This window comes from Nocardia sp. Tas62D01, from assembly GCF_055232035.1.
The window spans coordinates 4,026,021-4,037,763 of record NZ_JBUYUZ010000001.1 but is presented as its reverse complement, the minus strand read 5'-3'; the positions used below and the strand labels follow the sequence as shown (position 1 = coordinate 4,037,763).

Annotated in this window: 15 protein-coding genes; 8 read left to right on the top strand and 7 right to left on the bottom strand. The window is 62.0% G+C overall.

All coding sequences use genetic code 11. The annotated features are described in order from the left end of the window. Nucleotides 1-266 precede the first annotated feature (266 nt). From ACV7NQ_RS19650 to ACV7NQ_RS19630, 5 genes are read right to left on the bottom strand one after another with little or no spacing between them, the layout of a single operon-like run. Nucleotides 267-470 carry a DUF397 domain-containing protein gene (locus ACV7NQ_RS19650; protein WP_463360993.1) on the bottom strand — a complete coding sequence of 68 codons (204 nt, stop codon included), beginning with the start codon at nt 468-470 and terminating at the stop codon, nt 267-269. 43 nt (nt 471-513) lie between these two features. Next, nucleotides 514-717, bottom strand: a complete 204-nt coding sequence (locus ACV7NQ_RS19645; protein WP_463360992.1) for a DUF397 domain-containing protein — start codon at nt 715-717, stop codon at nt 514-516. 43 nt (nt 718-760) lie between these two features. Continuing rightward, nucleotides 761-964, bottom strand: coding sequence for a DUF397 domain-containing protein (locus ACV7NQ_RS19640; RefSeq protein WP_463360991.1), 204 nt, complete (start codon nt 962-964; stop codon nt 761-763). Between the two features lie 43 nt (nt 965-1,007). After that, on the bottom strand, nt 1,008-1,211 hold the full coding sequence (locus tag ACV7NQ_RS19635) for a DUF397 domain-containing protein (protein WP_463360990.1): 204 nt from the start codon (nt 1,209-1,211) through the stop codon (nt 1,008-1,010). Continuing rightward, complete coding sequence (locus ACV7NQ_RS19630) at nt 1,208-2,089, bottom strand: helix-turn-helix domain-containing protein (protein WP_463360989.1); 882 nt, start codon at nt 2,087-2,089, stop codon at nt 1,208-1,210. The genes ACV7NQ_RS19635 and ACV7NQ_RS19630 overlap by 4 nt, the downstream gene beginning before the upstream one ends. A 356-nt stretch (nt 2,090-2,445) precedes the next feature. Here ACV7NQ_RS19630 and ACV7NQ_RS19625 point away from each other — a divergent pair, with 356 nt between their 5' ends. From ACV7NQ_RS19625 to ACV7NQ_RS19600, 6 genes are all read left to right on the top strand, one after another. Further along, on the top strand, nt 2,446-2,820 hold the full coding sequence (locus ACV7NQ_RS19625) for a hypothetical protein (protein ID WP_463360988.1): 375 nt from the start codon (nt 2,446-2,448) through the stop codon (nt 2,818-2,820). Beyond that, complete coding sequence (locus ACV7NQ_RS19620) at nt 2,817-3,449, top strand: DUF3558 domain-containing protein (RefSeq protein ID WP_463360987.1); 633 nt, start codon at nt 2,817-2,819, stop codon at nt 3,447-3,449. The genes ACV7NQ_RS19625 and ACV7NQ_RS19620 overlap by 4 nt, the downstream gene beginning before the upstream one ends. A gap of 2 nt (nt 3,450-3,451) precedes the next feature. After that, complete coding sequence (locus ACV7NQ_RS19615; protein WP_463360986.1) at nt 3,452-4,819, top strand: hypothetical protein; 1,368 nt, start codon at nt 3,452-3,454, stop codon at nt 4,817-4,819. After that, nucleotides 4,816-5,535, top strand: a complete 720-nt coding sequence (locus ACV7NQ_RS19610) for an ESX secretion-associated protein EspG (protein ID WP_463360985.1) — start codon at nt 4,816-4,818, stop codon at nt 5,533-5,535. The genes ACV7NQ_RS19615 and ACV7NQ_RS19610 overlap by 4 nt, the downstream gene beginning before the upstream one ends. A gap of 244 nt (nt 5,536-5,779) precedes the next feature. Beyond that, complete coding sequence (locus tag ACV7NQ_RS19605) at nt 5,780-6,808, top strand: IS630 family transposase (RefSeq protein WP_463360984.1); 1,029 nt, start codon at nt 5,780-5,782, stop codon at nt 6,806-6,808. 73 nt (nt 6,809-6,881) lie between these two features. Then, a complete protein-coding gene (locus tag ACV7NQ_RS19600; protein WP_463360983.1) occupies nt 6,882-7,121 on the top strand; it encodes an AbrB/MazE/SpoVT family DNA-binding domain-containing protein in 240 nt (79 codons plus the stop codon). Between the two features lie 203 nt (nt 7,122-7,324). On the opposite strand, the gene ACV7NQ_RS19595 is transcribed toward ACV7NQ_RS19600, so the two are convergent. Further along, a complete protein-coding gene (locus ACV7NQ_RS19595; RefSeq protein WP_463360982.1) occupies nt 7,325-8,914 on the bottom strand; it encodes an ATP-binding cassette domain-containing protein in 1,590 nt (529 codons plus the stop codon). 326 nt (nt 8,915-9,240) lie between these two features. Between ACV7NQ_RS19595 and ACV7NQ_RS19590 the strand changes: the two genes are divergently transcribed. Continuing rightward, entirely contained in the window at nt 9,241-9,702 is a 462-nt protein-coding gene (locus tag ACV7NQ_RS19590) for a hypothetical protein (RefSeq protein ID WP_463360981.1), read from the top strand. A 24-nt stretch (nt 9,703-9,726) separates the two neighbouring features. Here ACV7NQ_RS19590 and ACV7NQ_RS19585 read toward each other — a convergent pair whose 3' ends face one another. Beyond that, complete coding sequence (locus ACV7NQ_RS19585) at nt 9,727-10,323, bottom strand: TetR/AcrR family transcriptional regulator (protein ID WP_463360980.1); 597 nt, start codon at nt 10,321-10,323, stop codon at nt 9,727-9,729. A gap of 111 nt (nt 10,324-10,434) precedes the next feature. Between ACV7NQ_RS19585 and ACV7NQ_RS19580 the strand changes: the two genes are divergently transcribed. Further along, a complete protein-coding gene (locus ACV7NQ_RS19580) occupies nt 10,435-11,625 on the top strand; it encodes an FAD-dependent monooxygenase (RefSeq protein WP_463360979.1) in 1,191 nt (396 codons plus the stop codon). The last annotated feature ends 118 nt before the right edge of the window (nt 11,626-11,743 follow it).

Sequence of the window (11,743 nt, the reverse complement as noted above, 5' to 3'; positions counted from 1 at the left end):
ATCACCGGTTACTTACTGCCGGTCATGCTCGGTTCCTTTGACTTTCGTCGTAGGGTCCGCAAATGCACTCCTCGATGACTTCATTTACCACCCAACGGTTTCCGTGCTCGCACTCCGCGCGGCAAGGGTGCCCGCCGAACTAGTCTTCGCCTGCCGGGGCAGTCACGGGAGGGCTGGGCCGAGTCCGATCAGCACACCGAGGTCGGACACCTTGATCAGGAATCAGCGGACGACGACTCCCTTGCGAGGGCGGCGGTTGTGAGCAGTCAGCGGTCGAACTCGCCGTGCGCCGCAGCGACTGTGAAGGCCGACCACTCGGACGCGGTGAACAGCAACGCCGGGCCGGAGGGGTTCTTCGAATCACGAACGCCGACAAGGTCGTTCGAGAGGAACGCGACCTCGACGCATGCCTTGTCACCGCCGCTGCGACTGCTCTTGAACCACTTCGCGTTCGAAAGATCCACAATCACCTCGTGCACTCCTTCTCCACCCGCCCGGGCAGACTCAGCGTCGTCAGCTGTCAAACTCGCCATACGTTGCCGCGACCGTGAAGGCCGACCACTCGGCCCAGGTGAACAGCAACGCCGGACCGGATGGGTTCTTCGAATCACGAACGCCGACAAGGTTGTTCGAGAGGAACGCGACCTCGACGCATGCCTTGTCACCGCCGCTGCGACTGCTCTTGAACCACTTCGCGTTCGAAAGATCCACAATCACCTCGTGCACTCCTTCTCCACCCGCCCGGGCAGACTCAGCGTCGTCAGCTGTCAAACTCGCCATACGTTGCCGCGACCGTGAAGGCCGACCACTCGGCCCAGGTGAACAGCAACGCCGGCCCAGAGGGGTTCTTCGAATCACGAACGCCGACAAGGTCATTCGAGAGGAACGCGACCTCGACGCATGCCTTGTCACCGCCGCTACGACTGCTCTTGAACCACTTCGCGTTCGAAAGATCCACAATCACCTCGTGCACTCCTTCTCCACCCGCCCGGGCAGACTCAGCGTCGTCAGCAGTCGAACTCGCCGCGCGTTGCCGCGACCGTGAAGGCCGACCACTCGGACGCGGTGAACATCAACGCCGGCCCAGAGGGGTTCTTCGAATCACGAACGCCGACAAGGTCGTTCGATAGAAACGCGACCTCGACGCAGTTCCTGGAGCCGTCGCTGCGACTACTCTTGAACCACTTCCGCTTCGATTGTTCGTTCGTCAAGTCGCGTACTCCTTCGCCATCTGCCGCAACAGGTCTCGACTGGCCACATCATCCAATGCACTTTGCCGAAGGCAACCGTATGCCTGATAGTACCGGCGGACGGCGTTGGGTTTCGAGAGATACAACTCGCCCATGAAGGATTCTAAGTAGACAACCGGCGGTTCGATCTCCTGTCCTGTCCGGTCTGCGCCGAACTCGAGGATGACGAACGGACCGACCGCCTCCCCAAGCGGGAACCCCACACTGAATGGAAGGACTCGTATACTGACATTGGAGCGAGTCCCCATGTCCGCCAAGTGCTTCAGCTGTGCCGCCATAACCCTCGGACCGCCGACCACACCCCTGAGAACCGACTCTCGCACAAGGACGTCGAGCGCCGCCGATTTGTGCTTCCTGGTGACGCGGATTTGCCGCCGCATACGGAAATTAACTCGCCGCGCATGCTCGTCGGCGCTGTCCCCAGGATGAGCGGCATGCATCACAGCGCTGGCATAGGCCGGAGTCTGCAACAGGCCCGGCACGAACTCTGCCTCATAGGTTGTCAGCTTCCATGCCGCGGCTTCCAAACCCACGTAGAACTGGAAGTTTCCCGGAATCAAGTCGCCATATTCACACCACCAACTATCCTCGTTGCCCTGCGCCGCAAGACCTTTCATCGCCGCAGCGTGGTCCGCATCGAAACCGTAGATCTTGCACAGCGCCTCGAGATCCACATCGCGCAGCTTCGCCACCACACCCTTCTCGATGCGCTGCAGTGTGCTGGTGCTGCGCTGAATCAGCTCGGCCGCTTGCTGGAGCGTGAACCCTGCCTCGTCCCGTCCGTCGCGTAAAAACTTCCCCAACTGCCGCCGCGCCAGCGTCGACCCGTTCCCCGACATGCCGCCTCCCTCCAGGTTTGCGTTGCTCGCCCAGCACAGCACACCGCAATCCCGCACGGGAGCATCACCGCGAATTCTCATGCAATCAGTGCATAGCCCCAGGAAGCGTTGCATCCCATAGCGATTTCGCAGCGCACCTCGACACCAAAGCCATCCCGTTCGCCGCACCTGCACGATTCATCGCGCACCCGACCCACCACACCTCAGCCGGGGGACTGTCACCCGCGCACGGCCCGACGCGAGCTGAACCCCCAGCACCGATCCCACTCGAAGCGCCTTCGCGTCCCAATGGAACCGATCGTCCGATTCATGCGTCCAGTACAGTAAACAGGCCAGCAGAGAGGGAGGGCCTGTCGATGGATGTGGGGCAATCGACTGCGAACGCGCTGTACCAGCAGGCCGTGGCGGGGACATTTCGGATGGAAGCCGACGCTGCTCGGCGGTGCGCCGAGGTCTACACCAGATTCGTCGATACGACAGTAGATCCACAGATCGTGCGTTCATCCAACCTGCATTCCTTGACAGGATTCGGCGGGTTCGAATCCGCCCAGCAACTGCAGTCAGGTTTCTCCGGCAAGGCGGAGGGGATGACCGAAGCGCTCAACGGGATCAAAGAAGCGGCACTACAGATGGCAGCGGCCTACCTCCGGGCTGGTCAGTTGGTGGAGGAGGCCGATGCGATGTATGCCCACGCGATCAGCACAGCCACTGCGGGGGTGCCGCAGACATGACGCCGATCCGTAGCGCTTCGATAGCTCTGCTGTCGTTGGTAATCATCTCCGTCGCGAGCTGTTCAGGTACCGATACCGCGACACAACGCCCGACCGATTCGGCACAGGCAACCACGTCGTCCACCGCAACGCAACCGGCCCGGCCGACCCTCACGAACCCGAAGATTCAGCCGCCGTCTCAGGACAACAAATACACAGCCAGCACGGCACGCTCCAAGGTCGTCTTCGACCCATGCACATGGATTAGCGACGACACAATTCAGAAGGCTGGGTTCGATCCACCATCCCGCAAACGACTGGATGATCTCGTGGCGGAGTACACCTTCTTGACGTGCACCTTCTCATCGCAGCAACGTACGTTACGACTGAACTCCGGGAACGTGACCTGGGCGGAAGACCTCACCAAGGTCAGTTCCTATAGCGAGCCGATCACCGTGAACGGCCGCGAGGCCCTATTGGTCCGGGACCCGGTAACTCCTCGCGGCTGCCAGATCGATGTGCGAACCAAGGTCGGATTCGTACAAATCAGCGTCGATCTGACCGACCGCGCCCCACGCGATCTCGCCCCCTGCGACGGCATGCGCGACATCGCCTCCACCATCGAACCGGAAATCGGCAAGGACAACTGACCATGACCGACCCCGGCTACATCAATATCAACAACGATCCCGCCGCACTCGGCACCTTCCTCCCGGACAAGAAGCCCGATACCACCCAGCCGAACACCCTCTCGCACACTCAGCAGCACGGCGCACAGCAGACTCAGCAGTCCATCTCCTACACCGGCGCGGATCCGGCGTACATCACCCGGATGGAACAGTTCGAGGGCCACACGCACGAGGAGATCTACCGCAATGCCCAGGCGATGAGTCCGGGCATCATGCACTCTCAGGCCGATACCTGGATCAGCATTGCCGACACTCTCAGCGGCGGCCTGCTCGGCGCGAATCTCGCGATTCAGAAGGCGCTGACCAACGGTATCGAGGGCCAGATGGCGGATGCGGCACTCGCCGCCGCGCGGAAGTTCTACCAACAGGCGAGCGATGCGCAGGAGGTGATCAGCACCTGTGGGCACCGCATCAAGGCCGCCGCGCACGCCGCGGAGGTGGTGAAGATGTCGGTGCCCCCACCCGCCACAGCGCAATCAGGCGCCGGCTCGCCGAACGCGCTGCAACCGGCGCAGATCATCATCGCCGCGGTGGGCGCGGGGCTGGCGAGCGCCGGAGACGGTGACCAGGTCGCCTATCAGCGCGGCGTGGAGGCGCTGTATCGCACGGCGATCGACACCATGAACAACAACTACAAACCGTCCTACGGACCAGCCGGGGACGGCGTCCCGACCTTCGTACCCGTGGAAGTGCCGGGCGGCGCAACCGGTGGCGGTAGTGGCGGTGGCGAGACCGGCGGGCCGGGCACCGGGGGCACGGGCAACGACGGCGGCAACAGTGGCGGGCAGGGTGCGCAAGAGCCATCGCCGACCGATCCGGCCACGACGCAGGCCGCGGCGCTGGACTCGAATTCGACAGGCGCACAGCAGTCGAGCAGTAACCGCACACCGGATGCGACGACCAACTCCGGCGGCAACACCAGCACCTCACCCGCCACGGCGCCGACCAGTCACGGCACGCAGCCGGTCAGTCCCGGCCGCGGCACCGCCATGCCCGGCGGCCTCGGCGGGCCGGGTTCGGGCAGCCCTGGACGCAGCGTTTCCGGGGTGCCGGTCGGCGCGAGTCCCACCGCGACGGCGACCGGCAGCGGATCGAGCGGCACCACCTCGACCAGTCGATCCGGCACGCCGGGCATGATGTCGCCCGGTGCGGGGAAGCGGCAAGACGACGCCGACTCGACTCGAAAGACTCCCGACTACCTCATCGGTGATCACGAAGAAGAACTACTCGGCCATCACATTCCGATGGTCCCGGAGGTTATCGGGGACGACGCGCCCGCGACCCGGCCGGATTCGCCACAGCGCCCACCAAGCCGGGATCAGCGCCGGTGAAATGGGAATTCACCCCCGACGAGTTCATGCACATCTGGCGGGAGACCGGCACGGACCGCTACCCATTCCCCCTGCGATTGATCGCGTCGGTGCGATGGGAGGATGAGTTCCAGCGGCTGGCACGCGAATTGGATCAACGCCTCCCGCTCGGCAACGATCCGGATCTCACAGCCGTATTGCGGGTGGCCGCTGATCCCGAAACGTCGCTGGCGCTCATCGGCACTCGGCGGCGCCCGATGCGGGCTTACGGCGCGATCGACACCGATATCGGTGTGACACTGGTCCAAAGGCCCGGCCCCACACCCGTTTTCGGCGGAAACGTCGTGATCGAAGTTGGTGCTCCGGCGACCGTGTCGAGGGTATTCGCGGCGGTGCTCGGCGATATTCCTCCCGGTAAACATCCGGCACTGGCCGAAGATACCGACCGGCTACTCAGCAGCCTCGAATCCTGGACGGGCACCAAGGAAACCACATCAGACCGAATCCGCCGCCTGCTGTGCGCCCCACGCTCAGGTTCGGGAACCGTGGAATGCTTTCGCGGCCTGCGGAATTCACCCGCGCCCATATCGGAGTACCTGAACTGGTTCGATATCGACGGCGACGGCCGTTACCTCTATTGTCACCGGTACAACGAATTCCACATCGCGCCATGCGATAACGCCACCATCCGCCACGAAATCACCCGCATGACACAGACCCTCCGGGATCCAGAGTGACTCCGCGCGGTCGCAACACCACCCGTCGACCCTGCTCTTCGGTGTCCGCCGCATCAACCGCCAGCGCTGACGCCGACCCGATCGTCACCTCAGTCGCCCAAACGTCGCTGCCTAGCTAGCGGGCCGACCTTCGATACCACGGCGCTGATCAGCCCGTTCGCGCTTACTAAGGAGATTGAAAGTAAGTCGAGACACGTCGGTCGATATTCGTATTTCCGGGCGGAATGGGGTGCAGAATTCCGGTGTGCGTGACAACGACGGCCGGAAGCTGGATCACAAGACCCTTGAGGTGCTGCGGATGCGGGCGGTGGAGCAGGTCGCCGCGGGCGCGCACCCGGAACAGGTGGCGGTGATGCTGGGGTTCCACAAGAACACGGTGTACGGCTGGTTGGCCAAGGCGCGTAAGGGTGGTCGAGATGCGTTGAAAGCCAAGGCGATTGCGGGTCGTCCGCCGAAGCTGTCGGCGACCCAGATCTCGCGGTTGTACGGGCTGATCGTGGGTGTCGATCCGCGGCAGTTGTCGTTCGAGTTCGCGTTGTGGACCCGGGAGATGGTGCAGCAGTTGATCCGCCGCGAGTTCGGGGTGAAGCTGAGCGTGGCCAGCGTCGGCCGGCTGCTGCGTACGATGGGCTTGTCGCCGCAGCGTCCTCTGCATCGCGCCTACCAGCAGGATCCCGAGAAGGTGCAACGCTGGAAGGACGAGGAGTTCCCAGCCATCCGCGCCGAAGCCAAAAAGTCCGGTGCAACAGTGTATTTCGCTGATGAGGCCGGTATCCGCTCGGACTACCACACCGGCACCACATGGGCGCCGGTCGGACGGACCCCGGTCGTGGCGAACACCGGAGCCCGCTACTCGGTCAACATGCTCTCGGCGGTCAGCGCCCAGGGCGCACTGCGGTTCATGGTGCACGACGGCACCGTCGATTCGGGCGTGTTCGTCGAGTTCTGCAAACGCCTGCTCAAAGACACCGACGGCCCGGTCTTTCTGGTCGTCGACGGGCACCCCTGCCATCGCTCCAAGGTGACCGCCGAGTTCGTCGCCTCCACCGGCGGGCGACTGCGACTGTTCCTGCTGCCCGGCTACTCACCCCAGCTCAACCCCGACGAATGGGTCTGGAAGAACGTCAAGCACGACCGAGTCGGCAAGATCGGCGTCACCAGCAAGGACGACCTGAAGAACAAGGCCACCAACGCGCTGCGCCGACTGCAGAAACTGCCCGCGAAAGTACGCGGTTTCTTCGCCGACCCGAGTTTGGCCTACATCACCGCCTGACTCGACTTACTTTCAATCTCCTTAGTAGTAGTACGTAATATGCGTATTACAGATTCAGCCCGAGGACGTTACTGTGCTGCTCAACAGCAAAGGCCAGGTAACGATCCCCGCCCAGCTTCGTGCCAAGCACAATCTGCGCGAGGGCGATGACATCGAGATCGTCGAAGTTGATGGCGCGCTCCGGATCGTGCGTACCGAAGGTGCCCCCACCCGAGGCCAACGCCTTATCCGTCGGCTGCGCGGAACCGCAAAGAGCCGAGATATCGAAGGTATGAGCACCGACGAAATCATGGACCTGCTCCGTGGCGAGTAGTCCGACACCCATCGCCACTCGCTTCTACCGTCCAGCCACTTTGGCAACCCCGCAGGCAAGGCGCGGTTGGTCGAGCCCGACCTCGCCCCCTTCCCCTGGCAGCAGTCACCGACCTAATCGGTCGAGTTTGCCTGGTGTTCAACGCCTTTCGATTCACCACAGGTGTCCCGATGTGACATGACACCATCACGAATACAGCCACTCTAATCGCGATAAGCGCGCGCTTGAAGCTCATACAGTTCGTAGTAGTGACCATGCGCCGCAATCAACTCCTCATGAGTCCCACTTTCTACTATCTTCCCCTTATCCAGCACGACTATTCTATCAACGGTTCTTACGTTGGACAGTCGGTGTGTCACTAGAGCCGCTATTCCATTAGTGCGTTCGACCAGACCACGAAGACTTTCGAAGACTTTCGTTTCAGCCTTTGCATCCAACGCGGCAGTCGGCTCATCGGCAACAACGATGTACGCGTCACGGAATATGCCTCGGGCAACGCCGAAACGCTGCCATTCGCCACCCGATAGATCGTAACCATTTTTAAACTTATTGGACAGCACAGTTCGACTTTCCTCCGGAAGGCGAGCAATTACTGTATCTGTACCCGATTTTTCGATGGATTCCTTCCATAATTGATCGTCGGTATCCGAACGATCAAGCCGACCTATGTGGACGTTATTCCAAGCTGTCATGGGCCAACGAGCAGGATCCTGAGCAATTATCGCAACCTGGGAGTGAACACTCAGCTCGTCGACCTCGGACAAATCCGCGCCATCCCAATATACCGCCCCCTCAGTCGGCGGATACAGACCTGTCATAATCTTGCCCAGTGTGGTCTTCCCAGATCCGTTCTCGCCGACAAGTGCAATAGTCTCGCCGGCATGGATAACCAAGTCGATACCTGATAGCGCTGGCTCTGCCCTGCCGGGATAGAAAAACGACACACCGGAGAGCTGAATTTTTTGAGGAGCTTGGGGCGCCTGCCTACCGGTCACCACGGGTCTGAAACGTATACTTTCGGCAAGCAACCGCCGGTAAAGATCTATCCGAAGACTGCCGTCGTGCAGAATATTGAGTTGGCTCAAAGAATTCGACAGTGCCGCAGAAGCTGTACGCATCGCAACAACCGCTGCGCCCGCAAGCGCAAGTTCTATTCCATGAAAGTAGAGTAATACAGCAAGCAGCACATAAATCAGCCCTGATCCGATACCTGTTGCCGCTCGCCCCTTAAGCTGAGCAAACGTGCGTCGAACCGCAAGGGCGACTTCTCTTCCCATAAGGAAATCAGCGGCCTGCCGATATTCGTAAATCAGTTGCTCCTGCAAGGTAAGAGCATGCCGCTCCAGCGCGAAAGCACGATCGGTCGCTACCTCATCGATAACCGCTTTACGCATATTTTCTGTCACAGTATCCATGAAGTGCTGGTGATTTAGCTGGACAACTTTTGTGGCGGCCCAACCATTGATCGCAGCCGCTAGTATCAACGCCGGCGGCAGCCACGGACTGAGATATCCAACAGTGGCCAGCGCAGAAATCAGGGCTACGGACGATCCCATCAAAGATGCTACAGTGTGAACTGAATTCTCGATCGCAGTGACCCCGTCGTGGGCGCCTTGACGCGCAAGCTCGCGAAAGTCTGCATCTTCCATTGCGAGAAGGCGGACTCTGACTAAGGCTTCCGTAACCCGAACGTCAGCATTGCGCTTGATTCTGGGCCGCAACACGCCTTCTACCGCGCCGGACCCACTATCAAGAAGTGCACGGATAGCATAAGAGCACACGACTATGGCCATTGCAGGTATCGAAGCCAACACACGATGTGGGGTCGGACCACTCTCCAATAGACTGGTAAAAACGTTGGCAGTGGCAAGCAATCCGAAGGCCCCGACGCAGCCCGACAAAAGGTCTAGACCCAACATGGCAATCAATAGTCTCGGAGAAGTTCGCCAGGCCATTCCGAGAATTGCGGAAAATGATCGGGGAAGAGTCCGAAGAGACTTCCAAAATGAGATCTGAATCAGTCTGGTAGCCGTGGATGCCCAGTCCGGAGTTATCACTCCCTCTACACCGATCAGCCGTTCGCGACTCGTTGCAGAATTGTCAACGATGGAACCAGAAGATGGACTACTCACGATACCGCTCTCCCGTGCCCAAAGGTCTCGAACTTTCTCAAGTTGACCGCCGATTCAATGTCCGCAATACGATGGACAAGGCCGATAACGTACACATTGAACAATTCACCCAATCACGGGTATCCTTGCTACGACCGCGGCAAGACCTATTCTCACTGCGGCAAGTCGGCCCCTTCGTAAGGAGCCTGACCCATCCAGCACTGTTGTTCATCGCTCGCAGGCAGACGGCGGATGACCGACCATCGACCTCGCCGCAGCTAGTTCCGTTCAGCACCGCCCACCTCTTCCGATGTTCCAACCGTGACGTCGCGATGCGCGCGACAGCCGGGCATTCCCGCACTCATACCAGCGACCTGCCACACGGTAACGCGTTCAAAGGCGGCGAGGACCCGACCGTCAAGGCAGCAGCTGAGATGCTGGTGAATATGATTCGCACCCTGAAGAATTGACCTCCGCCTGGCAGCCGCTACCGGTCAGGGCCTGCTCTGCCGAGGGTTGGAGGTCAGGTAGCGCTGGAGGGTGGGGGCCACGTCGGCAATGATCTGATCCCGCGTCAGCCCGACGACTGGAGGTAACTCGAGTACGTAGCGACACAGCGCGAGCCCGAGCAGTTGTGTGACGATCAATCCCCCGCGGCGCGGCGCATCGGCCGGATCGCCGAAGCGCAGCACCGCCGGCAGCACCTGCTCGGCGAAGATCTGCCGAACGCGTTGGCTCACACCCTCATCGGTGATCGATGACCGCAGCAGGATCACCAGCGCCTTGTTATCGGGCTGGTCCTCCCAGATCGCCAGGAATCGCCGAATCAACAACTCGCCAAGGGCATCCGGATCGGCGGCGGCGAGATCCGGCAGATCGAGACTGACATCGACCGCCGCCGCGAAGAGCCCGTCCTTGCTACCGAAGTAGCGCATCACCATCGACGGATCGATGGCGGCATCGGCCGCGATGGCGCGGATCGTCGCCTTGCGGAAACCCTCGGTGGCGAAGCGGGCGCGGGCGGCCTCCAGGATGGCCGCGCGGGTGGCATCGGAGCGGCGCGAAGGGGAGTGATCAGGCTCGACGGGCATGCTAACAATTGTAGGCCAACAGCCGTTGACTTTGACAAGCGCCGCTTGCTACCTTTATGTCAACAAGCGTTGGCCAACAGATGTTGACCTGGTTTCGACCTAGGAGTTCCGATGAACACCACCCCGATCCACGAACTGCCGGACACCACCGCCGTCGTCATCGTCGGAGCCGGACCCGCGGGACTGACCGCGGCCATCACGCTGGCCGATGCCGGCGTCGACTTCGTGCTGCTGGATCGGCTCGCCGAGGGCGCCAACACTTCTCGCGCCGCGGTGGTGCACGCCCGGACACTCGAAGTGCTGGAGGAACTCGGCATCGCCGACGAGCTCATTTCCCGTGGCATCGTCGTGCCGACCTTCACCGTGCGCTACGGCGCCCGCACACTGGCCACGGTGTCCTTCGGCGGACTCCCGACCAAGTACCCCTACACCCTCATAGTTCCGCAGGACACCACCGAGGCGGTGCTGCTGGACCGGCTGCACAAAGCAGGCGGCGCGGTATACCGGCCATACCAGGTGAGCAAGGTCGTCGACGAAAATGCCGGCGTCACCGTGGCATACGTGGACGGCGCGGGCGCGACCGGAACCATCAGGGCCGCCTACGTGATCGGCGCCGACGGCATGCACAGCGTCGTCAGGGAGCAGGCAGGCATCGGCTTCACCGGCGACACCTACCCGGCCTCCTTCGTGCTGGCCGATGTGCGGATGGACTGGCCGATCGCGCGCAACGAAGTGGCACTGCATCTTTCGCCGGAGGGTGTCACCGTGGTCGGGCCGCTGCCCGACGATCTCGAAGCGAACCGCTACCGGGTCGTCGCTACCGTCGACGACGCCCCCGAACAGCCCAATGCCGCCGATATCCAGTCGATCCTCGATACCCGCGGCCCCGGCGGCACGGTGAAAGTGCATGAGGTGCTGTGGAGCTCACGCTTCCAGGTGCACCACCGCGTCGCCGATCACTACCGCGCGGGCCGCGTCCTGCTCGCGGGCGACGCCGCGCACGTGCACAGCCCGGCGGGCGGACAGGGCATGAACACCGGCATCCAGGATGCCGCGTTCGTCGGCCCGCTGCTCGCCCGAGTCATCAACGGCGAGCCCGATTCCATCCTGGACACCTACGAAACCACCCGCCGCCCAGTGGCTCTCGGCGTCGTCGCCTTCACCGACCGCATGACCCGCGTGGCCACCCTGCGCCCGCGCCCCGCCCGGATCCTGCGCAATACCGTGATGTCGCTGCTGACCAGCATCCCCGCGGTCCGCACCAAGCTGGCCTACCAGCTCGCCGAACTCGGCAATCGCTGAGCCCGATCAGCCATGGCCACTGTTTTCGGCCCGCCCCACACCGTAGGGCGAGCCGTTGCGAGCGCCTGCCCCGTCCGGCATGCGACTCGGTCCGCCGCCGTGTCCGACATCGCGCCGT

Bases quoted from the DNA above. Each gene is read 5' to 3' on its own strand.
- ACV7NQ_RS19630 (WP_463360989.1), bottom strand. From the start codon at position 2,089: ATGTCGGGGAACGGGTCGACGCTGGCGCGGCGGCAGTTGGGGAAGTTT.
- ACV7NQ_RS19625 (WP_463360988.1), top strand. From the start codon at position 2,446: ATGGATGTGGGGCAATCGACTGCGAACGCGCTGTACCAGCAGGCCGTG.
- ACV7NQ_RS19620 (WP_463360987.1), top strand. From the start codon at position 2,817: ATGACGCCGATCCGTAGCGCTTCGATAGCTCTGCTGTCGTTGGTAATC.
- ACV7NQ_RS19615 (WP_463360986.1), top strand. From the start codon at position 3,452: ATGACCGACCCCGGCTACATCAATATCAACAACGATCCCGCCGCACTC.
- ACV7NQ_RS19595 (WP_463360982.1), bottom strand. From the start codon at position 8,914: ATGGCCATAGTCGTGTGCTCTTATGCTATCCGTGCACTTCTTGATAGT.
- ACV7NQ_RS19590 (WP_463360981.1), top strand. From the start codon at position 9,241: ATGGACTACTCACGATACCGCTCTCCCGTGCCCAAAGGTCTCGAACTT.
- ACV7NQ_RS19585 (WP_463360980.1), bottom strand. From the start codon at position 10,323: ATGCCCGTCGAGCCTGATCACTCCCCTTCGCGCCGCTCCGATGCCACC.
- ACV7NQ_RS19580 (WP_463360979.1), top strand. From the start codon at position 10,435: ATGAACACCACCCCGATCCACGAACTGCCGGACACCACCGCCGTCGTC.